At 59.6% G+C, this 23471-nt stretch carries 20 protein-coding genes; 2 read left to right on the forward strand and 18 right to left on the reverse strand.

The window, feature by feature from the left end; all coding sequences use genetic code 11:
* Nucleotides 1-150 precede the first annotated feature (150 nt).
* From ftsA to ftsW, 9 genes are all read right to left on the reverse strand, one after another.
* Nucleotides 151-1485 (reverse strand): cell division protein FtsA, encoded by a 1335-nt coding sequence (ftsA, locus tag GFB49_RS04080; protein ID WP_153214489.1) that lies wholly within the window; start codon nt 1483-1485, stop codon nt 151-153.
* A 1-nt stretch (nt 1486) separates the two neighbouring features.
* Nucleotides 1487-2380, reverse strand: a complete 894-nt coding sequence (locus GFB49_RS04085) for a cell division protein FtsQ/DivIB (RefSeq protein ID WP_246149586.1) — start codon at nt 2378-2380, stop codon at nt 1487-1489.
* Entirely contained in the window at nt 2368-3246 is an 879-nt protein-coding gene (locus tag GFB49_RS04090) for a D-alanine--D-alanine ligase (protein WP_246149587.1), read from the reverse strand. The genes GFB49_RS04085 and GFB49_RS04090 overlap by 13 nt, the downstream gene beginning before the upstream one ends.
* 277 nt (nt 3247-3523) lie before the next feature.
* Nucleotides 3524-4444 carry a UDP-N-acetylmuramate dehydrogenase gene (murB, locus tag GFB49_RS04095; protein ID WP_153214491.1) on the reverse strand — a complete coding sequence of 307 codons (921 nt, stop codon included), beginning with the start codon at nt 4442-4444 and terminating at the stop codon, nt 3524-3526.
* A gap of 265 nt (nt 4445-4709) precedes the next feature.
* Nucleotides 4710-5882, reverse strand: a complete 1173-nt coding sequence (locus tag GFB49_RS04100) for a hypothetical protein (protein ID WP_153214492.1) — start codon at nt 5880-5882, stop codon at nt 4710-4712.
* 86 nt (nt 5883-5968) lie between these two features.
* Nucleotides 5969-6208 (reverse strand): DUF2484 family protein, encoded by a 240-nt coding sequence (locus GFB49_RS04105; RefSeq protein ID WP_153214573.1) that lies wholly within the window; start codon nt 6206-6208, stop codon nt 5969-5971.
* 12 nt (nt 6209-6220) lie between these two features.
* Nucleotides 6221-7618 (reverse strand): UDP-N-acetylmuramate--L-alanine ligase, encoded by a 1398-nt coding sequence (murC, locus tag GFB49_RS04110; protein WP_153214493.1) that lies wholly within the window; start codon nt 7616-7618, stop codon nt 6221-6223.
* 2 nt (nt 7619-7620) lie between these two features.
* On the reverse strand, nt 7621-8712 hold the full coding sequence (locus GFB49_RS04115) for a UDP-N-acetylglucosamine--N-acetylmuramyl-(pentapeptide) pyrophosphoryl-undecaprenol N-acetylglucosamine transferase (protein ID WP_153214494.1): 1092 nt from the start codon (nt 8710-8712) through the stop codon (nt 7621-7623).
* 21 nt (nt 8713-8733) lie between these two features.
* Nucleotides 8734-9903: a putative lipid II flippase FtsW gene (ftsW, locus tag GFB49_RS04120; RefSeq protein ID WP_153214574.1), complete on the reverse strand. Its 1170-nt coding sequence runs from the start codon at nt 9901-9903 to the stop codon at nt 8734-8736.
* Nucleotides 9904-10084: 181 nt separating this feature from the next.
* Here ftsW and GFB49_RS04125 point away from each other — a divergent pair, with 181 nt between their 5' ends.
* Nucleotides 10085-11263, forward strand: a complete 1179-nt coding sequence (locus GFB49_RS04125; RefSeq protein WP_153214495.1) for a BaiN/RdsA family NAD(P)/FAD-dependent oxidoreductase — start codon at nt 10085-10087, stop codon at nt 11261-11263.
* A gap of 226 nt (nt 11264-11489) precedes the next feature.
* Here the strand turns inward: GFB49_RS04125 and murD are convergent, their stop codons facing one another.
* From murD to GFB49_RS04170, 9 genes are all read right to left on the reverse strand, one after another.
* Nucleotides 11490-12887 carry a UDP-N-acetylmuramoyl-L-alanine--D-glutamate ligase gene (gene murD, locus GFB49_RS04130; protein WP_153214496.1) on the reverse strand — a complete coding sequence of 466 codons (1398 nt, stop codon included), beginning with the start codon at nt 12885-12887 and terminating at the stop codon, nt 11490-11492.
* Between the two features lie 272 nt (nt 12888-13159).
* The gene (gene mraY / locus GFB49_RS04135; RefSeq protein WP_153214497.1) at nt 13160-14242 is read right to left on the reverse strand and encodes a phospho-N-acetylmuramoyl-pentapeptide-transferase; all 1083 of its coding nucleotides are present in this window, start codon (nt 14240-14242) and stop codon (nt 13160-13162) included.
* Between the two features lie 16 nt (nt 14243-14258).
* Nucleotides 14259-15665: a UDP-N-acetylmuramoyl-tripeptide--D-alanyl-D-alanine ligase gene (locus tag GFB49_RS04140; protein WP_343032463.1), complete on the reverse strand. Its 1407-nt coding sequence runs from the start codon at nt 15663-15665 to the stop codon at nt 14259-14261.
* Nucleotides 15662-17140: a UDP-N-acetylmuramoyl-L-alanyl-D-glutamate--2,6-diaminopimelate ligase gene (locus GFB49_RS04145; RefSeq protein ID WP_153214499.1), complete on the reverse strand. Its 1479-nt coding sequence runs from the start codon at nt 17138-17140 to the stop codon at nt 15662-15664. Before GFB49_RS04145 ends, GFB49_RS04140 begins: the two co-directional genes overlap by 4 nt.
* Nucleotides 17141-17159: 19 nt before the next feature.
* A complete protein-coding gene (locus tag GFB49_RS04150; RefSeq protein ID WP_153214500.1) occupies nt 17160-18944 on the reverse strand; it encodes a peptidoglycan D,D-transpeptidase FtsI family protein in 1785 nt (594 codons plus the stop codon).
* On the reverse strand, nt 18941-19288 hold the full coding sequence (gene ftsL / locus GFB49_RS04155; RefSeq protein WP_153214501.1) for a cell division protein FtsL: 348 nt from the start codon (nt 19286-19288) through the stop codon (nt 18941-18943). The genes GFB49_RS04150 and ftsL overlap by 4 nt, the downstream gene beginning before the upstream one ends.
* Complete coding sequence (gene rsmH / locus GFB49_RS04160) at nt 19285-20271, reverse strand: 16S rRNA (cytosine(1402)-N(4))-methyltransferase RsmH (RefSeq protein WP_153214502.1); 987 nt, start codon at nt 20269-20271, stop codon at nt 19285-19287. Before rsmH ends, ftsL begins: the two co-directional genes overlap by 4 nt.
* Nucleotides 20272-20283: 12 nt before the next feature.
* Nucleotides 20284-20775 carry a division/cell wall cluster transcriptional repressor MraZ gene (gene mraZ / locus GFB49_RS04165; protein ID WP_153214503.1) on the reverse strand — a complete coding sequence of 164 codons (492 nt, stop codon included), beginning with the start codon at nt 20773-20775 and terminating at the stop codon, nt 20284-20286.
* Nucleotides 20776-21493: 718 nt separating this feature from the next.
* A complete protein-coding gene (locus GFB49_RS04170) occupies nt 21494-22576 on the reverse strand; it encodes an Mrp/NBP35 family ATP-binding protein (RefSeq protein ID WP_153214504.1) in 1083 nt (360 codons plus the stop codon).
* A gap of 183 nt (nt 22577-22759) precedes the next feature.
* Between GFB49_RS04170 and GFB49_RS21455 the strand changes: the two genes are divergently transcribed.
* Nucleotides 22760-23086 (forward strand): DUF1127 domain-containing protein, encoded by a 327-nt coding sequence (locus tag GFB49_RS21455; RefSeq protein ID WP_425505180.1) that lies wholly within the window; start codon nt 22760-22762, stop codon nt 23084-23086.
* The last annotated feature ends 385 nt before the right edge of the window (nt 23087-23471 follow it).

The raw sequence follows: 23471 nt of genomic DNA on the forward strand, positions 1-23471 counted from the left end.
CAGAGCAAACACAACAAGCAGCAACACCGCAGAGAATCCCTGCGTTGCAGCATCTATCAATGTTGGTGGCCTGCTCGACCGTTTGGATGCCGACATTCTGCGGCAATTAATGAAGTCTTAGCGGTTTCAAAAGGCGCTGTCACGCCCGGATTACCAATTCTCTTTGAACCACCGCACTGCGCGACGAAAGCCACCACGGGTGTGTTTGTCTACCGGCACCTCGAAATCCCACCATTCATCTTGGGGGTGGGCGGCCAAGAGGCACAGCCCTACGGCCGAGGCAAAACTGGGCCCGGTTGCCGATTGCGGCAGGCCATGGACCCGCAGGGGTCGTCCCAGGCGGACCTGATGGCCCAGGATCCGCGCTGCCAATCCATCCAGCCCCATGATCTGGCTTGACCCGCCCGTCAGAACGATCTGCTGGCTGGGCAGATGTTCAAACCCGGCGGCATCCAGACGGGCGCGCACCTCTTCCAGGATCTCTTCGACACGGGGGCGCATGACCCCAATGAGCTCGGCTCGGCTGACGGTGCGGCGGTCATGTTCCCAATCGCCGGTGTCACCGCCGATGTCGATCATGTCCCGGTCATCTGCACCCGTCGCCTGCACCCCGCCGCAAAACGTCTTGATCCGTTCGGCATTGGCCGTGGGCACGCTGAGCCCCATAGAAATGTCGCTGGTGATATGATCCCCCCCCATGCGCACCGCATCGGCATAGATCATGTGTTTCTTCATAAAGACCGAGATCGAGGTCGACCCGCCGCCCATATCGATACAGGCCGAACCCAGCTCTTGTTCGTCTTCCACCAGGGCCGAGAAACCCGATGCATAGGCCGAGGACGCAATCCCCGCCAGTTCCAGATCACAGCGTTTGATACATTGCACCAGATTCTGCACGATCGGCGCGTCCACCGTCAGCATGTGCATATCAACCTCAAGGGAATGCCCCATCTGCCCGCGCGGGTCGCTGAGGCCCGAGCGATGGTCCAGCGCGAAATTGATCGGCTGCGCATGTAGCACTTCGCGGCCGCCGCCATATTCCGGGATCTCACAAGCGGCCAGCACGCGGGCCACTTCATTTTCTGTGACCTCTTGGCCTTCCAGTTCCACCTGCGCGTTGAGCCCATAAGAACGGGGATGCGCGCCCGAAAAACAGGCGATCACGTGGTCGACCCGGACAGCGGCCATTTTCTGCGCCCCTTGCACGGCGGTGCGAATGGCGCGTTCGGTCTCTTGCATGGCGAAGATTTCGCCAAATTGCACCCCGCGCGACCGGGTTGTATTGGCTCCGATCACCCGGAACCCGGATTGCCCCGCCAGCGAGCCCACAGATCCATCTTGGTCAAGCCGACCCGGACCATCAAACCGCAGGATCAAACAGGCGATTTTGGAGCTTCCCACGTCCAAAATGGCCACCACGCCGCGCTGCATCGCCTGGCGGCGCATCTGCCGCATTGCCCGTTGTGTTTGATAAAGATCTGTCATGTCACCGGTTGCCCGCATTCAGTTCTTTGATTTGCCACCAATTCTCGACAGCGTTCTCAGTCATCCGCACGGTGGGGCGCTGCGACAAGCGCATGTCTACAATGGCCACGTCGCGCTCCAAAAGCTCTTGCACCTCGCTGACGGCGATAACGCGTTCAAAGGCAGTCACCGGTTCAAGCGTCGGCAACAAAATGCGTTGATCGCGATCCAAAACCACATCCCAGCGGCGCTCGCCAATGCGGACCAGACCACGCACCCGCCCATCAAGCGGACGTGATGCGGCCAACAGCTGCAAGGCTTCGGGCACATGGGCATCCGCGCCAGTCCCAACAATCAGCGGCAACAACGGATGCAGATCGCGACTGCCAAGCTCGGCGACAAAGGCGCCCGTTTCATCCAACAGCGCCAAACCGTCACGTGTGCGCCAGACAACCGCAGGGGTCCGCTCCACCACATCAACTTGCAAAATACCGCCGGGGCGAATGCGAACCTTGGCTGATTTCACAGGGTCCAACCCTTCGATCAGATCCCGCAGCATCGGCAGTTCCAGATCAAACGAGCTGACAGGGAAGTCGATCGACATCACCTCGCGGATGTCGTCAGATAATTCCGCTCCTGCACCATCGATTGCCATGACCTCAACCAGAAACTCGGGCCGGTTCTCAAACTCGGTCCGCAGCTCGTTAAAGCTCGTCACAATCACATCGCGGCGCTCTTCGCTGGCCAGAAAAATCGCAAGCGCCGCGCCCAGACAGCAGATCGGCAAGCCGACGCGCAGACCAAGGCGGATGCCAGGCGTCAGCATCCAGCGCTGGATGCGGTACTTTAACCGTGACGGTGCCGGGTCGCTTTTGGGCAGCTTGTGGCGGCGGAGGGATTGGATCAGCGATCGCAACTTGCGTCCTCCACCAATGCGGCACACAGCTGACCAAAGGTCAGCCCTGCGTGTTCGCCTTGTTCGGGTGCCAGCGAGGTCGGCGTCATACCGGGTTGGGTATTGACCTCAAGGATGATCAACCCGTCCTTGCCTTTGCTCTCATCCCAGCGGAAGTCCGCACGGCTCAGGCCCCGGCATCCCAAAACCCGATGCGCCTTGAGCGCGTAATCAAGACATAAGCCATAGATCTCATCCGGCAGATCCGCCGGGATTACATGAGACGAGCCGCCGGGCTTGTATTTGGCATCGTAATCATACCAGCCATCGGTGTGGATCTCGGTTACCGTCAGGGCCTGATCCTTGAGCACCGCAACCGTCAGCTCGCGTCCGGGTACAAACGCCTCAACCAGAACCTCATCCGGCATCGCATCATCCAGCGCAGGCGGGCCATTGCTATCCTCATGCACCAGATAGATCCCGACGCTCGATCCTTCGTTGTTGGGTTTCACCACATAAGGCGGCTGCATCACATGGCGACGGCGCACCGCTTCCTTGGCAAACAAGCCGCTGGTCGCGACGGGAATACCCAGGCTGTGAAACGCTGCTTTGGACCGCTCCTTGTCCATTGCCACGGCCGAGGCCCGCACACCGGAATGTGTATAAGGAATACGCAACCACTCCAGCAGGCCCTGCACGCAGCCGTCTTCGCCCCAGCGACCGTGCAGCGCGTTAAAGACCACATCTGGTTTCACCTTGGCCAATTGGTCAACCAGATCCGCGCCTGCGTCAATCTCTGTGACCTCAAACCCTTCCCCACGCAGAGCGGCCGCGCATTCACGACCCGATGACAGGGACACTTCGCGTTCCGCAGAAGGTCCACCCATCAATACTGCGACTGTCGGGAGTGCTGTGCTCGTCCCACTCACCATACCGCGCCTCAAAAGCTCATGGGGCGTTTGTGCCCCTTATTGTTTAATGCCCAAATTCGGGCGAATCCTTCGGGGTCTCCCCCGCCAAGTCACTGTGGCCGCGCCGCCCCTCACCCGGGGACGTCAAAGGACCATAATGACTCGTTAACCATTAAGCCACGAAAGTTAGCAAATGCCTAACGAGTAAATCACCCAGACACCGCCATCGGCAAGTTCCGGTCACCCTATCCGGTCACTTCGGCTCACCAACCCTCATGATCTCCCATTCTAGCGCGATGCCAGAATCCGCGTAAACCGTTTTTCGAACGTGTTCCCCCAAAGCTTCCAGATCTGCGGCAGTTGCGCCACCGGTGTTGATCATGAAATTCGAGTGTTTCTCGCTCATCTGAGCACCACCGATGCTGGCGCCCCGAAGACCTGCGTTGTCGATCACCTTCCAGGCCTTCAGATCATGCACATCATCAGCCTGCCCCGTCGACGAAAAGCCAGCCGGATTGCGAAAGGTCGATCCCGCGCTGCGGTCCTTGGTGGGCTGGGTCTCATCGCGCTTTTGCAGCTGCGCCTCCATGCGTGCGTGCAGCTCTGCCGCGTCGCCAGCCGGGCCTTGGAAGGTGGCCGAAACCAGCACCGCGCCCTCGGGCACATCGGACTGGCGGTATTGGAAATTCAGCTCTGCGGCGTTGACCTCGCGGATCTCGCCCCGGCGGGTGACGAGGGTGGCCGACTGGAACACATCCGCCACGTAAGAACCATAACAGCCCGCGTTCATCCGCACCGCACCGCCGATGGATCCCGGAATGGTGCGCAGGAAGGTCAGATCCACGCCCGCATCCGCCGCTTTTTTGGCCACATGGGCGTCCAGAGCGGCGGCCCCGGCGGTAACGGTCTGGCCATCCACGTCGATCTGGTTAAACCCGCGCCCCAACCGGATCACCACGGCGCGCAAGCCCCCGTCGCGCACGATGAGGTTCGACCCCACCCCCATGGGAAAGACCGTCACGCCGGGGTCCAGATCCCGCAGGAACTGCGCCAGATCGTCCACATCCGCCGGCTGAAACACCACATCCGCAGGGCCGCCCACACGCAACCACGTGAGGGTCGAGAGGTCGCGCCCCTCTGTCAACTTACCGCGCACTGTTGGAAGATCAGCCATACCCGCTCCATGCCCCAAAGGGGTCTTCAAAAACTGCGGATGGGTTTAGGGCATGTGGGAAAGGGAGGAAAGAGCATAGTCACAGCAAACCGCCTGTCGCGTCAGCGACAGGCACGCGTCCGCCCGACAAAAACCTATTGCCAGGCTGCAAGGCCGGGCAGCGCCCGCCCCGCCCCCATTTTGCCGGAGGCAAACCTTTGGTTTGATGGCGGGCGCTTCGCACCCACCCCGGGACGGGCTCTGCCCTTAACTCACATGCGAAACGTCAACCTCCGACGACACCGTTGATGAGCTTGGTTGCATATTCGACCAAGCGACCATCATTGAAAGCACTATCCAGAACAAGCCCCGCGCCACCGGTTCCTAACGTTTTAGCGCCTGCGCGGATCACATCATTCGCAATTGAGCCGCAGTATTTAATGATGGCAAGCGCGGCATCTCTGATTACTTCGCCGCATCGACGCAAGAGGTGCTTTTCAGGTTCGGGCTTTTCTAACTCTTCCGCAACAACGGCGAGGTTTTGTGTTAGATCTAAAACCGGCGCTTCTAGCGCCTCGATATCCTCCACCAATTCCGGCGGCTGGTTGTGCGAGCGCATTTTAAGCGCTGCTATTTCCGCCTCAAGCGCTTCGGCGCGCTGCTGCCATGCTTTGGTTTCTCCCAGCAATGCAAAGCGGTTCTCAATCTCGGCAATCGCCTCGCTCACGTCCTTTGGCCCCGCATCCCAAACCTCAGGCTCGAGCAAGGCGACCTGCTTCAGCAGCTCCCAGTTTGGCGGGTTGGTGATGGGGTCGAGCATCTGTTCGTACCACTCCACCCAGAATCGCCAATCACCGGGCTGCCAGTTTTCTGCGCTCAGGATTTTAGGGCGCAGATCTGCCCACAGGTCGGCAAGCGGATTTTCATCACGCCAAAGCGGTGAAGACAACAAATCAATTCCGCGCTTTAGGTCTGAGCAATCGGAGCGAACGTTGCCCCAAATGGATGCGTCTGCCATACTTCGTGCCTCAGCAAAACCTGAGCCTGGTTCTCCGGTAAAGAACTTTTGTACGAAAACATCCGTAACAGCGTCATAGGCCGCGTTTGCAGCATGACCGGCTTGCAACCTAACCGCAGAATCCACTGCATAGCCGGCGTCCCATGCAGCCGAACTTATTCCCTTTGCACGAGCATTCAATATTTCTGACACATCGACACCGATTTGTTTCATCGATACCTTCGGGTAGCGGCTGGAAACCGCAGCAGTAAAGCTGCACTTCAAGAGCGGCAACGCCATAAAACCAGATTTGCGTGCGCGTTCTGACAGACTCCAGTCCCAGAACAGTGGCAAGGTTCGCAACGCGCTGCGGGCTGCCATGACGGTCGCATATTCCCGAAAACGACCTCCCAACCAAGCTTCAAGACTGCTTGTGTCTTTAATCTCTGAAATCTCAACCACTGGCCGTTTTAATCCGTTGTGCTTAAATCACCTTGCAGCATACACAACCGTGGCCTGTGGGCAATGAAAGGCGGTCTTGCGCTTGGTCAGCGCCGGGTGATCCAACGCCACAGGTAGATCACCGGCCAGCGCAGGATGGACATGCCCGCCAAGAGCAGCGCCAGCCCCCACCAGGGGCCGTTTTCATAGGTGACATAGCCCAAAAGCGGGATGCCGATGGCGATCAGCACATAGGCGCGGCGCCAGTGGTCGTCGCGGCTGGGGATCATCGCCAGCACATTGGCCAGGATCACCCACAGGCAGGCCAGAAGGAGGGAGAGGTTCAACGCCACCGCCCGTTACCCTTGGAGCCGCGCGGGCAGACCGTTGGCCCAGGCCGAAATCGTACCGGCACCAAGGCAGACCACCATATCACCGGGGCGGGCCTGTTCGCGCACCAGACGTTCCAGATCATCCTCGGACAGGATGGCACGCGCATGGCGGTGGCCGTGGCGGATGAGGCCTGCGACCAGATCATCGCGGCCTGCGCCTTCGATGGGCTCTTCACCGGCGGCAAAAACCTCGGCAATGGCGACAACATCGGCCTCGTTAAAGCAGGCGCAAAAATCGTCGAACAGGTTGGATAGGCGGGAATAGCGGTGCGGCTGGTGGACGGCGATGACACGGCCTTCGGAGGCCTGACGCGCGGCTTTCAGCACGGCGGCGATTTCCACCGGGTGGTGGCCGTAGTCGTCGATGATGGTGACGCCGTTCACTTCACCCACTTTGGTGAAACGTCGGTTGACGCCGCCAAATTTGGCCAGCGCTTCGCGGATTTCGGACGACCGCATGCCGAGGTGGCGGGCCACGGCCACGGCAGACAAGGCGTTCGAGACATTATGGTCGCCGGGCATTGGCAGGGTGCAGCCCTCGATGATCTTGTCCTCGGCCTGGAGGTGAATGTCGAAATGGGCAATGCCGCCTTTGTAGGTCAGGTTGACCGCGCGCACGTCGGCCTGGGCGTTGAACCCGTAGGTCACCACCCGGCGGTCTGAGATCCGGCCCACCAGCGCCTGCACTTCGGGATGGTCGGTGCAGCAGACCGCGATGCCGTAGAAGGGGATGTTGGAGACAAAGTCATAAAACCCCTGACGCAGGTTTTCGATGGTGCCCCAGTGCTCCATGTGTTCGGGATCGATATTGGTGACCACGGCGATGGTCGCTGGCAGGCGATTAAAGGTGCCGTCGCTCTCATCCGCTTCGACCACCATCCATTCGCCCTGCCCCATCCGTGCGTTGGAGCCATAGGCATGGATGATGCCGCCATTCACCACGGTGGGGTCAAACTTCCCGTGCACCATCAGTTCCGCCATCATCGTGGTGGTGGTGGTCTTGCCATGGGTGCCCGCAATCGCGATGTTGGATTTCAGGCGCATCAGCTCGGCCAGCATCTCGGCCCGGCGTACCACGGGCAGACCTTTCAGCCGGGCTTCGTCCAGCTCCGGATTGCCCGGTTTGATCGCGGATGAGATCACCACAACGGATGCGTTTTCCAGGTTCTCGGCGCGCTGGCCTTCGAACACAGTTGCGCCCAGGGTTTCCAGGCGCTGGGTGATTTTGGACGTTTTCAGGTCCGAGCCCTGCACCACATAGCCAAGGTTCAACAAGACTTCGGCGATGCCCGACATGCCGATACCGCCGATGCCCACAAAATGGATCGCGCCTACGTCGCCGGGGAGTTTGGTTGCAGGGTTCATATTTATCCTTCCTCTGCCAGTCGCTCGACCTCGGCCACCAAACGTTCGGTTGCGTCGGGGATACCCGTGGACAGCGCCGCGCGCGACATTTGCAACGCGGCATCGGGGTTACTCAGAATTGCGGTGATGTGCTCTGTCAGAACGGAAACGTCAAGAGCGCTTTCGGGCATAAGCACCGCGGCCCCAGCGTCAACCAGGCTGCGGGCGTTGGCCGATTGGTGATCCCCAGCCGCCGCAGCAAAGGGCACCAGGATCGACGGGCGGCCGATGACCGAGATATCCGCAACCGAGGATGCGCCCGAGCGCGAGATCACCAACTGCGCTTCGGACAAGCGTTTGGGCACGTCTTGAAAGAAGGGCTGCACATCGGCGTTGATTGCGTGGTCTGCATAATAAGTTGCGACACGTTCGTGATCCTCGGCCCGCGCCTGATGTGACACGCGCAGATGTTTCAGGATCTCCATCGGCAGGCCCGCAATGGCAGGCGGCACCACATCTGACAGGATCCGCGCGCCCTGGCTGCCGCCCATGATCAGGATCTCCATCGGGTAGTCACCCGGCGTGATATAGCCTGCACCGGCCCGGTCCAGAACCGCTGCGCGTACCGGGTTGCCCACATGGACGCCCGTGGCCCCCTCGGGCAGATCTGTTGGCCAGACGCCACAGGCCACCTGGGCGACCCGTTTGGCAAAGATCTGGTTCACACGCCCCAGAACGCCGTTTTGCTCATGGATCATCCGCGGCCGCTTCAGCAGGGTTGCCGCGCCCAATGCGGGGATCGACGGATAGCCGCCAAAGCCCACAACAACATCGGGGCGATCGCGCAGCATCTGAACGGCCATCGCGGCGGTGCCTGCCACAATCTTGGGCCCCACCAACGCCTTGGCCAGCAGACCTCCACGCGCAAAGGTCGAAGAGGCGGCTTGGACAATCTCGCAAGTATGAGGGAAGCCCCCCGTGTAACGCGCGCCGCGCGCGTCAGTGGAAAGCTTGACCCGCCAGCCTTTCTTTAACATCGCCTCAGCCAGGGCCTGGGCCGGGAACATATGTCCCCCCGTGCCCCCCGCTGCCATCAAAAGCATCTTTTGCGTCATGACGTTGTCTTTCGTATCTCGTTAGCCGCGCCCCGAGCTGCGCAGGAAGTCTGCGATCTCGCCCTGGGGACGGGTTCGGGTAAAGGCCAAAAGCATGCCAACCGCAATACCCCCAGCGATCAAAGAGGACCCGCCGTAGCTCACAAAGGGGAGGGTCATGCCTTTGGCAGGCAACAGACGCACGGCCACGCCCATATTGATCATGGCTTGCACGCCAAACATGCAGACAAGGCCGGTGCCCGCCAAGCGGATGAATGTGTCGCGCTCTTTCATCAGACGAAACAGCGAACGCACCACTACCAGCGCATAAAGCGCGATGATAATCACCACCAAGACCAGCCCGTATTCTTCGGCTGCAACCGCAATAATGAAATCAGTGTGCGCATCCGGCAGGGACCATTTCACCTGTCCCTCACCGACACCAACGCCAAACAATCCACCCTCGCGGATCGCATTGGTGGCATAGCCAAGCTGCGTGGTGGGATCCACATCCGGGCTGAGGAAGCCATCAATACGGCGGGCAAAGTGTTCGGAGGAGGAATAGGCGACGATGCCCCCCAGGATCACAACACTGGCCATCACTACCAGCAACAGCATGGGCGCGCCGCCCACAAAATACATCACACCCCAACCAAACAGGACCAGGCAGGATTGGCCAAAGTCCGGCTGCATCACCAGAAACATCACCACGGTGATACAAAGACCAAAGGAAATCAGCGTGCCGGGCGGGCCATTGATCTGCTGGCTTGCCGCAATCAGCCAGGCGGCCACAACAACAAATGTGGGCTTCAAAAACTCGGACGGCTGCACGGATGCAAAGCCAAGACTGTACCAACGTACGGCCCCTTTGCCAAAATCCGTGCCCAAAACCGGCAACAGCATGAGGGCCACAAAAGCCCCGGCAAATCCCAGCACCGCTGCACGGCGCACCATCGTCGGCGACATCATCGATGTGACAACCATCGCCCCCAAAGCCATCATGCCAAAGGCCGCTTGACGCTGCACATAGTGGAGATTGTCAAACCCGTTGCGAGCCGCCAACGGGACCGAGGCCGCCAGCCCCAACAAAAGCCCGACGACAAACAGCAACAAAATGCAGGTCATCGTCCACTTGTCCAGTGTGCGCCACCATTTGGGAAGAATAGGTTCACCGGTTTGTACCGGAACCGCGCCATAGACCATCTCAGTCATGGGTTCACCGCCGCCGTTTCTGTCCTTCAGCACCGGGTGGTCTCCACACCGGATCAGGATCTGTTATCTGCCTCAAATACGCCCTCTTATGAGGGTCATTAAGGGGACTGTAACCACAAACTTTGCCTCAATCCAGCCTCTTCCTCTTGCCTTTGGCGACAATCCGCGCCAATGCCCGATTATGCAGTATGAAACAGTCATTCTTGGCGCTGGCGCAGCTGGCATGATGTGTGCCGCCCATGCGGGACAGGACGTCTTGGTGGTGGATCACGCCAAGAACCCAGGCGAAAAAATCCGCATTTCAGGCGGCGGGCGCTGCAATTTCACCAATATGTATGCCAGTGCCGAAAACTACCTGTCGCAAAACCCACATTTCTGCAAATCAGCGCTGGCGCGATACACGCAATGGGACTTTATCGAACTGGTCGACCGCCATGGCATCGCCTGGCATGAAAAGACGCTTGGCCAGCTGTTCTGTGATGGCTCCGCCAAACAAATCGTCGCCATGCTGGTGGCTGAGCTGAAACAGGCGGGCGCGGGCCTGTGGCTGGAAACCCGCGTTGGTCGGATCAGCCGCGGCGCTGATGACTTTACTGTGGAGCTGGAGCGCAACGGCAAGACCCAAACCCTATCCTGCCGCAATCTGGTGCTGGCGACAGGGGGAAAATCGATCCCCAAAATGGGCGCAACCGGCCTGGCCTATGACATCGCGCGCCAGTTTGGCCTGCCCCTGATCGACACCCGCGCGGGGCTTGTCCCCTTCACTTTCCCTGGAGAGCGGTTCAAACCCCTGGCCGGTGTCGCCTTGCCCGCCCGCTTGTCCAACACGCGCGCCAGCTTTGACGAGGCGCTTTTGTTCACCCATCGCGGCCTGTCAGGTCCTGCCGTGCTGCAACTGTCCTCCTATTGGCACGAAGGCGAAGAGATCAGGGCCAATCTGATCCCGGATGGCAGCCTGTATGAAACGCTGCGCAGCCAGCGTCAGACCTCTGGTCGCAAGGAGATCACAACCGAACTGGCCAAACATCTCCCCGCACGTTTGGTTGAGTTCCTCGCCCCCCAGCTGCACCTGGCTGGAAGGCTTGCAGACTATTCCGACGGCGCGCTCAGCACCCTATGTGAAGCACTGGCCAATTGGCCGCTGAAACCCTCTGGCACTGAAGGCTACCGCACGGCCGAGGTCACATTGGGCGGGATCTCAACCGACGCGCTCTCCTCCAAAACCCTGGAGGCCAAAACACACCCCGGCCTTTACGCCATAGGCGAGGCCGTGGATGTCACCGGCTGGCTTGGCGGCTATAACTTCCAATGGGCCTGGGCCTCAGGCGTCGCTGCAGGTGCGGCCATCGCCAGGGGGTAAGTTCCGCTTCGGAGCCGCCTTCGCTGGCTCCCAAAGGTCAGGAATGGCGCAGGCCTGCCAGAAAAATTGCCGAGGCTCCGCGCCCCAAGGGGGCGGGGATACGGTCATTTTACTTGCAGGGCCAGACGGTTCTGACATGCAGGGATCCTGCGCAAGGTGGCACTTGCGGAACAGTTCCGCTTTGGTGAGCCCTGAAGCGTCTTCTTTACGCCCTCACCTTTTCCCTTTACTCCAAACGGCGCGCCACTTCCGCCATAAAGTCATCACCACGTTTCTCAAAACTGTCGTATTGATCAAAACTTGCCGCAGCCGGGGCCAGCAGGATGGTTTCCCCTTCGCCAGCATCCGCCATCGCCTGCTCAACAGCCTGTGCCATCGTCGTGCAAACCTCTGACGCCACATCCAGTTGCATGGCAAAGCCCGCCGCCTCGCGCCCGATGACATAGGCTTTGACCACATTGCTGGTCTGCCCCTTCAAAGCCTCCAAACCACCTTCTTTCTCCAACCCGCCGCAGATCCAGCGGATGTTTTTGAAGGCGCTCAGCGCCTTGATCGCGCTGTCCACATTGGTGGCCTTGCTGTCATTCACAAAGCGCACGCCACCAGATGTGGCAAAGGTCTGGCTGCGATGCGGCAGGCCTGGATATGTCTTGAGCCCGGCCTCGATCTGACGCGGAGCCAGCCCCAGCGCGCGCGCCGCCCCATAGGCGGCGCAGGCGTTCTGGTGGTTATGTGCACCCGGCAACCCCGTCATCTCTCGCAAATCGACAGAGGCCGCCTGTCGCCCTTTGCGGTATTCACTCAGAAACCCTTTGCGCACAAAGACGTTCCAGCCCGGCCCCATCAGTTTCTGCCCAGAGGACACCCGCATCACCCGATCATCGCCGGGCCCTTCCGCCAACTGACCGGCCAGAAACAGGCCCTCATCCTCGTCCACGCCAATGATGGCCCGGTCCGGTCCCCCTTCGGCAAACAGCCGCCGCTTGGCCGCAAAATAGCCGCCCATGCCGTGATGGCGATCCAGATGATCCGGGCTGAGGTTGGTAAACACCGCCACATCCGGTGTCAGCGCGCGGGCCAGGTCGGTCTGGTAACTCGACAATTCCAGCACCACCACACCGCCATCCCCGGGGGGATCAATGTCCAGAACACCGCGGCCGATATTGCCCGCCAGCTGGCTTTCACGACCGGCCTCTTCCAGAATATGCTGAAGCAGCGCCGCCGTGGTGGATTTCCCGTTGGAGCCCGTCACCGCCACCACTTTGGGCAGCTGCTCAAACCGGTCCCATTCCCGCGTCGCCAGCGAGCGAAAGAACAAGCCGATGTCATTGTCCACCGGCACCCCGGCTTTGAGCGCCTGTTTCACCACCGGGTTCGGGTTTGGATAAAGATGCGGAATACCCGGCGACACAATCAGGCTTGCAATATCGTCAAAGGCATCCTCACGCGTCAGCTTGCGGCAGGTAAAGCCTTCGCTTTCAGCCCGCTCACGCGCGGCGGCATTGTCATCCCAACACACCGGCTCAGCCCCGCCCGCACGCAGCGCCCGCGCGGTGGCAAGCCCAGACCGCCCCAGCCCCAATACCGCAAGTTTTTCACCAGCAAAGCCTACTACGGGGATCATCGCCATCGCCTCCAACTTATTTGTTTCGCTTACCCTGTACAGTGTAAGCGGCGAAAAGCAAGCCAAGGCTCCGCTTTGCCAAATGCACCTTCCCAGTCATAAATCACGCGACACAATCGCCTCAGCCCCGACCGCGCGCTAAGCGCGCTTGGCCCAAGAGGGAGAGACAGGGCTTGCCCTGGCGCTCAGCCGCGGGAGGACCCCGCCATTGCTGGGGAAACGCAAAACGCCTGCGACTGGCGCAGGCGTTTCGAACAACTTCTGGATCTTGATCAGCGCACTTTCAGCGTGGCCAGACCGATCATCGCAAGGATCACTGCGATGATCCAAAACCGGATGACGATGGTCGGCTCGGCCCAGCCCTTCTTCTCATAATGGTGGTGTATCGGGGCCATCAGGAACACGCGTTTGCCGGTGCGTTTGAAATACAGCACCTGAATGATCACCGACAGTGCTTCAACCACAAACAACCCTCCGACGATGGCCAGAACCAGCTCGTGTTTGGTGGCCACCGCAATGGCACCCAAAGCACCGCCCAGCGCAAGCGATCCGGTGTCGCCCATGAACACAGCCGCAGGCGGTGCGTTGTACCACAAGAACCCAAGGCCCGCGCCAAACAGCGCCATGGTAAAGATAAAGATTTCGCCCGTGTTTTCCACGTAATGCACATCCAGATACTGGGTGAAATCCGCACGTCCAACGACATAGGCGATCACCCCTAGGGTCAGCCCCGCAATCATCGCCGGCATAATCGCCAGGCCATCCAGACCATCGGTCAGGTTCACCGCATTGGCAGAGCCCACGATCACACAGATGCCAAAGGGCAGATAGAAAAGACCCAAGTTTATCAGCGTATCCTTGAACACCGGCAGCGCCAGTTGGTTTTGCAGGTCGCCGGGGTGGAAATAGGTCGCCCAGGCCGTGGCCAACAGCGCGATCAGCATGCCCAGGGCCAGGCGAACCTTGCCCGACACGCCTTTGGTGTTCTGTTTGGAGACTTTGGCGTAATCATCGGCAAAGCCGATTAGGCCAAAGCCAAGCGTGACCAGAAGCACCATCCAGATAAACGGATTGTCCCAACGCCCCCACAGCAGGGTGCTGGTGACCAGCGCGCCCACGATCAATAGACCGCCCATGGTTGGTGTTCCCGCTTTGGACAGGTGGCTTTCGGGGCCGTCATCGCGGATCGGCTGACCTTTGCCCTGTTTTTTGCGCAGCACATTGATCAGCGGCTTGCCAAACAAAAACCCAAAGATCAGCGCCGTCAGAAACGCGCCGCCTGCGCGAAAGGTGATATAGCGGAACAGATTGAAAAAGTCGCCGCCATCTGACAGGGCTGTCAGCCAATATAACATGCCTAGGTGTTCCTATTCACGGATGGTTGTTTTTGAAAGTTGCGGGGGCATCGCTCATATCACGCAGCGCGTCAACAAGCTTTCCCAATCCGACACTCAAAGAGCCTTTGATCAGCAGCGTATCGCCGGGTTCCAGCTGAGCCGGAAGAGCAGAGATCGCGTCAGAGGCGTTCTGCCACGACGTTCCACGCTTGCCATCCGCCAAAGCGTCATCCAGCGCGCGCATCAACGGGCCAACGCCAAAGATCTGATCGATGTGCGGCACCGCCTCATGCCGTGCGAGCGCTTGGTGCATGGCGACCTCATCGGGGCCCAGCTCTTTCATATCGCCTAGAACCGCAATCTTGCGCCCCCGCGTCGGGGCTGCCGCCAGAACAGAGAGTGCCGCGCCGACCGAGGTGGGGTTTGCGTTATAGCTGTCATCCAGAACAGTCAGCACGCCGCCCTTCCAAGGCAGCTCCAATCGTGCGCCACGGCCTTTGACCGGCGACCAAAGCGCCAGGCTCGCCACCGCGCGGTCCAAATCTGCGCCCAAAGCCGCGACACAGGCAAGCGCACCCAAAGCGTTCATTGCAAAATGTGCGCCGAGGGATTGAATGGTCAGCTCATGGGCTTGGCCGTCAATCAGAACCTCGGCACGAGTGCTGTCCCCTTGAGCTTCCACCGACAACAATTTATGAGTTTCCGAGCAGGTGCCGAACCAGTGTGTGGAGACACCACCATCTTTGGCCACTGCGGCCAGCGTGGGGGCTGTTTCAATGTCTGCGTTCAAAACAGCCACGCCACCGGGTTCCAGACCAGACAGGATGGCGGCCTTCTCGCGGGCGATGCCATCAATATCGTCAAACGCTTCAAGGTGGACGGCGGCAACCGTGGTCACCATGGCCACATGCGGACGGGCCTGTTGCGCCAAGGGGGCGATTTCGCCGGGGTGGTTCATGCCCACTTCGATCACGGCAAATTCTGTGTCGCGCGGCATTCGGGCCAGTGTCAGAGGCACGCCCCAATGATTGTTATAGCTCGCCACCGCCGCGTGGGTCTTGCCCTGATCCTGCAGCATTGTGGCCAGCATTTCCTTGGTCGAGGTTTTGCCAACCGAACCTGTGACCGCCACAACCCTGGCATTTGTCCGCGCCCGCGCGGCGCGGCCCAGGGCTTCCAACCCGGCCTGCACGTCGGGCACAATCAACAGAGGCGCATCTGCAGCCACCCCATCCGGCACGCGCGAGACCAAAGCGGCCCCTGCTCCGTTTTTAAGGGCTTGCACCACAAAATCATGCCCATCCCGCGCCGCTTTGAGCGCAACAAAGAGATCTCCGGGCGCCAGCGTGCGGGTGTCAATCGAGACACCATTGACGCTCCAATCACCGCGCAGCGCGCCACCGGTTGCCTGTTGTGCCTCTTGTGCGGTCCAGAGCATCACGCAATCCCCCCGTCCAAGGCCGCAACAGCGATGCTGGCCTGTTCCACATCATCAAACGGCAACACGGTGTCGCCCACCACCTGACCGCTTTCATGACCCTTGCCGCAGATAATCAACGCATCACCCGGAGCCAGCATATCCACCCCGCGCAGGATGGCCTCGGCCCGGTCGCCAACGTTATAGGCATCCGGCGCGCCGGTCATGACGGCCGCACGAATGGCGGCAGGATCTTCGCTGCGGGGGTTGTCGTCGGTCACGATCACCACATCCGCCTTGGCCTGTGCGGCCTCTCCCATCAAGGCGCGTTTAGAGGCATCGCGATCCCCGCCTGCCCCCACAATGGCGATCAGCCGCCCCAAGACATGCGGCCTGAGCGCTTGAATGGCCGTCGAAACCGCATCCGGCGTATGGGCATAATCAACAAAGACGGTGGCCCCATTGCTGCGCGTCGCCGCCAGCTGCATGCGCCCGCGCACGGTGGTGAGATGCGGCAGGGTTTCAAAAACCTTCAACGGGTCTTCGCCACTGGCAATGACCAGCCCGGCGGCCAACAGCACGTTTTCCGCCTGAAACCCACCAATGAGATTCAACCGCACCACTTGCGCCTTGTCATGCCAGGAGAACCGAATGTCCTGACCCGTTGCATCATACCGAGTTCCCACCAGAGCCAGATCCCCAAGGCCAAGGCCCACGGTCATGATCTCTTGTCCCTTTGCGGCGGCAAGCGCGCGCATCTCGACCCCGCGCGGGTCGTTCATGTTCAAAACGGCCACGCCATCTTCGGGCAGGACACTGCGGAACAGGCTGGCTTTGGCGGCAAAATAGGCTTCGAAACTGTGGTGATAATCCAGGTGATCCTGGGTGAAATTGGTGAAACCCGCAGCCACCAGATGCACGCCATGCAAGCGGCGCTGGTCCAGCCCATGCGAAGAGGCTTCCATGGCCGCATGGGTCACGCCGGCCTCAGCCGCATCTGCCAACGCCTTGTGCAGGGTGATCGGATCTGGCGTTGTATGCTGCAACGCGCGGCTCCAGGCGCCCTCGACCCCGGTGGTGCCCACATTGATCGCGCTGTATCCCAATTCGCTCCAGATCTGGCGCACAAAGGTCGCAACCGAGGTTTTGCCATTGGTGCCTGTCACAGCCACCATCGTTTGCGGCTGAGCCCCAAACCACAGGGCCGCAGCCCCTGCCAAGGACTGTCGCGGGTCTTCAACAACCGACAGGGCAACGCCATTATCTTCGACAAACTCGCCCACCAGCGCGGCCCCTTCGACATCTGTCAAAATCGCAACCGCGCCTTGTTCCAGCGCCATTTCCACAAAACGCGCACCATGGACCTGGCTGCCGGGCAAGGCCGCAAACAGAAAACCTTCGCCCACTTGGCGGCTGTCGGTGGCCAGGCCCCGGATCATCGGATCCGCGCCGCCACGCGCTGTCAGCCCCAATTGGCTCAGCGGTTGTTCACAGGCCATGGTCATTGCCCCTTACTGGTCAGTTTGAGGTCAGCGTTATACTGGTTGGTGCTGCAGGTTCAACGCGTGGTCGCACCCCCAACAGCGGCGCAAGGCGCGAAATCATCTCTGCTGCGACAGGAACGGCGGTCCAACCGGCGGTTCTCCGCTCTTCGCCATGGGCGATGATCTCAGGCTCATCCAAGGTCACCACCAGCACATATTGCGGCTCGTCAGCCGGGAACAGAGTGGCAAAAGTGGCGATCACCTTGTTGTCGTAATATCCCCCTTGTGGGCGCGGCTTGTCCGCGGTGCCGGTTTTTCCCGCCACCTGATACCCCGGCACTTCGGCAAAGGATGCAGTGCCTTCGGTGACCACTTTGCGCAGCATGGTGCGCGCGGCCTTCGCAGCCTCTGGTGACATCACGCGGTGGCCGTATTGCGGGCCGGTTTGCTTCAGCACGGTGGGCGACACATAGTGGCCGCCATTGGCAATCGCCGCATATCCCGCCGCCAGATGCATCGGGCTGGTCGAAATCCCGTGTCCATAAGAAATGGTCATTGCCGAAAGCTCGGACCAATTGGGCGGCAGCAAAGGCTTGCCGCCCTGGGCCTCAACAATCTCAAACGGGGTGGGCTCCAAAAGGCCCAACCGCCCGAGGAAGGACTTCTGCTGCGCAACGCCAATTTGCTGCGCCAGACGCGCGGTGCCGATATTGGACGATTTGACGATGATCTTGGTCACCGACAGTTCCTTGCCATAGTAATGGAAGTCACGGATCGCGTGTTTCCCCCAGCGCAAGGGGCCGCGAATGTCGATAACGGTCTCAGGATTCACCAGCCCCAGATCAACAGCCTGTGCCGCGGCAAAGATTTTGAATGTCGACCCCAGCTCATAAACCCCCTGCACCGCGCGATTAAACAGCGGACTGACAGAAGGGTCGAACCCTTCGGTAGGGGGCGTGGGGCGGTCATTGGGGTCAAAATCCGGCAGCGAAACAACCGAGACGACCTCGCCCGTGTGCACATCCATCAGGATCGAGGTGGCGCCTTTGGCGTTCATCAAAGCCATACCGCCTGCCAGAACTTGTTCGGCGGCGGATTGCACCGTCAGATCCAGCGACAACTCTAGCGGCGTGTTGCCATTGGCCGGATCACGCAAATAGTCATCGAATTGCTTTTCCACGCCCGCAACGCCGATCACCTCGGCTGCGTTGACGCCTTCCTTGCCGAACCCGGCCCCGCCCAGCACATGGGACGCCAGCCGCCCATTGGGATAAAGTCGCATTTCGCGCGGGCCAAACATCAGACCGGGATCGCCGATGTCATGCACGGCCTGCTTTTGCTCGGGGCTGATCTTTTTCTTGATCCACAGAAACTTACGCTTGCCGGTAAAATCTTCCAGCAGCTCATCTCGGTCCAGATCCGGGAAAATCTTGGCCAGCTCATCCGCGGCATAGGCCGGATCGATCATCTGTGGCGTTTGCGCATAAAGCGAATGGGTCTCGAAGTTTGTTGCCAGAATGCGACCCTGACGATCCACAATATCGGCCCGCTGCATGGCAATTGCCCCGCCTGCCACATTGGCCAGAGGCTCCTGTGGCTCGGCCGAGGCCATCATTCCCATCCGCCCGGCAATGGCGGCATAGGCACAAATAAAGAAGACGCCCAAAACCAGCAGGCGTCCTTCGGCCCGTTGTCGGGACTTGACCGCCATTTCCGCGTGGCGTTCGCGCAGGTTTTCCCGCTCGATTACGTCCGGGTTTTCGCCCTTCTCACGCGCGGCCAGAACCCGTGCCAAAGGGCGAAGCGGTTTGCGGATCATGGCTCTCTTCCTGCGTTCAAAGTGGAAACAACAACGCCGTTTTCAAATTCCAGCTCGCTGGGCGGATAGGCGATTTCATCCACACGGCCAAATTGATCCGGGCGCAAAGGCAGCAATCCCAGCCGGTCGAAATTCAGCTCAGCCAGCTCTCGCAGCCGGTTGGGACGATTGAGGTACGCCCACTCTGCCCGCAACACGGTCAACCGCGCCTGTGCAGCGCCGATCTGGCGTTGCAGGCTGCGGGTATCTTTCAGCGCCTGCTGCGTGGCATAGTTTTCCTGATAGGCCCAAAACGCCAGCCCCAGAACCGACAAGGCCGTTGCCATATAAAGAAGAGTTCTCATGTCCGACCCTCTCTCAATTGCGGCATGCCCAGCTCTTTTGGGGAAATCCCTTCGGGGTCTGCATCCGTGCGACGCCCCACCCGCAACCGCGCCGAACGCGCGCGGGGGTTTTCCGCCAGTTCCTGATCGTCGGGGCCCACGGCCTTGCGGGTGACCAACTCAAATTGGTTGGGCGTTTCAATGGTTTCCGGCGCATAACGGTTGGCGCGCCCGGTGCGCCCTGCCCGATGCTGAAAGAATCGTTTGACCATCCGATCCTCGACCGAATGGAAGGTCACAACCGCCAACAATCCACCGGGTTTCAACGCACGTTCCGCAGCCAAAAGCCCCGCAAACAGCTCTTCATACTCGCCGTTCACCGCAATGCGCAGCGCCTGAAAGCTGCGCGTCGCAGGATGTGACTGGCCGGGCTTTGGACGCGGCAGGCAGCTTTCGATGATCTTGGCAAGCCGCAGAGTGGTTGTGATCGGCTCGATTGCACGCTCTTTTACAATGGCTTTGGCAATGCGGCGGCTCGCGCGTTCTTCCCCAAAGGTAAAGAGGATATCCGCCAGCTGAACCTCTTCCAGCTCTGCCACCAGATCTGCCGCACTTGGACCATCCTGTGACATGCGCATGTCCAGGGGCCCATCCTTCATAAAGGAAAACCCACGCTCGGCCAGATCCAGTTGCATGGATGAGACCCCAAGATCCAGCACCACCCCATCCAGATCCGAAGCGTATTCATCCATCTTGGAAAACACACCCGGCTGCAGGGTCAGGCGGTCGCCATATTGATCGATCCAACCCGCGGCCAACTCAAACGCCAGGGGATCCCGGTCAACCCCGGTTACGTGATCCGCCCCTGCGTCCAACAAACCTCGGCTGTAACCACCCGCACCAAAGGTGCCATCCAGCCAAGCGCCCGACACAGGCGCTACTGCCGCCAACAATGGGCGCAACAGAACTGGAATATGTGGTGCATTCCCCCCGGTCTGCGTCATCGCACCGTCACCTTAGCCATCGAGGAACTCCATCGGGTCGAAATCTTCGGGCAGATCTTCCATCCACTTTTCTTCTTGTGCCAGCTCTTCCGCCTCATAGGTTTCGGGCTTCCAGATCTGGAACGTATCGCCCGCAGCGATAAAGAAGGCCTCTTTGTCGAGCTCGATTTTGCTGCGCAACTTGGCAGGCAGCACCAGGCGACCGGTCTCATCCACATTTGTCGGGAAGGATTGCCCGTGAAACATGCGTTGCAGCATCTTGCGCTGCATCGAGCCACGCGGCAAGGCGTCGATCTTGTCGTCCACCTCATTGATCGCTTCGATTGTGTAAACTTCCAGGAACTTGCGGCGCTGGTCGCCATAGACAATCACCAGTTCAGGATTGCCACCGGGTTCACAGTTCGGGTCGGATGCCTCCAGCACACGGCGAAAGGAGGCCGGAATAGATACCCGCCCCTTGGTGTCCACCTTGTGGTGGCCCTCGCCTCTGAACCTGCGACCCAAACGACCGCTCCTTTACTGCGCCTTTTGGCGCTGTCCCTTCCCCCAAAATGAAAAGGGGCGGGTTGATCTGCTGCCACTGATCAACCCGCCTCCACAGCCCGCTGAGCGGGTGTCCGACTGCGCGCGCCACCTGGGGGGATGTCTGCTCGCCCGCGCGCCGGATCTCTCTTTTTTCGAAAAAGCGAAGGCCTGTATGAAACCTGCTATTTTTAGTTTTGGTCGGGGTCGTTTGCTGCCCCAGCTCTCCGTCTTTCGATGAGATTAGGGATATCATGGGAATTAATGGGCTGGCAACTACTAATATCTATAGCTGAGCGTCAGAAAGCTGCTGCAAGCGCGTGCCAGCGACTCACCTCAGGTCAAAATTATGTCAAAATCCGCTCAATGTGGTGGCGCAATGACATTAACCACCTACATTTAGTGGCGACTTGCACCCATCAAAAAACTCCCATAATTTCCCGAGATTCTTTGGCGAAGAACAACCGCATCCGCATGCGTTCCCCGTACGTTCTCAAAAAGACGTGGATTCAGCCCAACTAAAGTGATTCGTTCCTGGTTCTCGCAGGCAAATCCCACGACTTCCCAGACCTCCCATGATTTCCCACACGCAGATGCTGCGCAGACACCTCAGGCGCGCGCCAGGCGTTCCCAAGGTTTCCCATTTCGCCAAACGGGCCAATGGCGACCCGCTCAACGCCAGATCTTGCGTTATTGGGATTTAGGCCATGCCGCCCCGGATCAGCCCCGCCGCCATTTGCTCGTAAGCTTCAGCCATTGCGCCGCTGCCCAAAGCAACAGGCGCGCCAGCATCGCCCGCCAAACGGGTTTCCAGATCAATCGGCAAGGACCCGATCAAAGGAACCCCCAACCGCTCCGCCTCAGCTGCGACCCCGCCATGGCCAAAGATATGATGGACCCCACCGCAATCAGGGCAGGCAAAGAACGACATATTCTCTACCAGACCCAGAACCGGCGTCTTGAGCTTGGCGAACATGTCCAGCGCCTTGCGCGCATCTAACAGCGCAACATCCTGCGGGGTGCTGACCACAATAGCCCCGGTCGGCTGGGACTTGGTACACAACGTCAGCTGCACATCCCCGGTGCCTGGTGGCAGATCAACCAGCAGCACATCCAGCTCACCCCAGTTGACCTGCGTCATCATCTGCTGCAGCGCCCCCATCAGCATTGGACCCCGCCAAATGATCGCCTCTTGCTCGGCAACCATCAATCCGAGCGACATAACAGTCACCCCATGCGCCTTGAGCGGTTCGATCATCTGCCCGTCAGGGCTGCTGGGGCGCTGTGTGAGGCCCATCATGCGGGGCTGGCTGGGACCATAGATATCCGCGTCCAACAGACCAACACGCCGCCCCTGCCGCGCCAATGCCACCGCAAGATTTGAACTGACGGTGGATTTACCAACCCCCCCCTTGCCGGAACCGATGGCAAGGATCCGCTTTACGCTTGATGGCCGCATCGCACCGGATTGAGGTTTCATATGACCGCCCAGTTTGAGACCCTGAGCACTGGTCCTGAGACCTTGAGCACTGGTCGCAGGCGCGCCCTGATGCGCGGTCAGTACAATTGAAACCGAGTCGACACCATCCAAGGCCAGAACCGCAGCCTCGGCCGCACGTCGCAAAGGCTCCATTTGCGCCGCAATTGCGGCACTGGGGGCTTCAAATACCATCGAGACCTGACCGCTCTCGACTCGCAAGGCGCGGACAATATCGTTTGTTATCAACGATCCAGACCCCGGAAAGGGCAAACCGTCCAAAGTTTTTCGAATCAAATCTTGCATTTTTGCCCCATCTTTTACGTAACGCGCTCTATATAGGATCTCACAAAGCAAGACCCAACATCCCACAGTCGCTGAATTTCAAGAAAGCTGGCACCCAGATCACGCCTGGATGCCAAAAAAAAAGCAACCGCGCCATTTCGATGCAAATTCGAGGCACCGTCTCCGGCCCTTGGGAAATGACCCATGCACAAACCGCATAGCGGGCTTGCCAACACGGTCATTGTGCAATCGCAGCAATTGTTTATTTTCAATCTCAACAGCGAAACGCAAACATACGACGAAGCGAACACGACGATGGCAGCAACAGCACACACCACTTCAATGAGCCTGACGCAAAACGCACAGAGCGGTTTTGTCGGCGGTCTGGTTGCAAAGGTGAAAGCCTACGCCATTTATCGCAAGTCTTTGAATGAACTTCGCGCCCTGAGCAACCGCGAACTGGCCGATCTTGGCCTATCTCGCAGCATGATTAAACGCGTCGCTCTTGAAGCGGCATATGACAATATTTAACTGAGAGATCAGGCCCTTCCTCCTCCTCCCTAGGGCCTGTCTTTAGCGGTGGCATCCTCCTCCTCCCTGATGCCACCGCGACTTATACGGCCAATTGGCCAGACATACATCAGGGCTTCCTCCTCCTCCCTTGCTCTGATGTTAACAAGAACGGCGGCACCCCTCCTCCTCCCTGGTGCCGCCGTTTTTTTATGTCTTCATGCAGCGATCGCCCCTCTTACATCACGACACCTCTTCCCTGTGGCCGTTCAGGCAAGTTTGGGATGCGCAATCATTGACAGTAACAACGCCCAGGTCGCACCCGCAGAAGGCGAGCCGTGCTTGTGAAAATATCACAACCTCAACATGAAGACAGTTTCACGACACGTACCCCAGGCTGCCCTCA

The organism is Tritonibacter litoralis (assembly GCF_009496005.1).
GTDB lineage: Bacteria > Pseudomonadota > Alphaproteobacteria > Rhodobacterales > Rhodobacteraceae > Epibacterium > Epibacterium litoralis.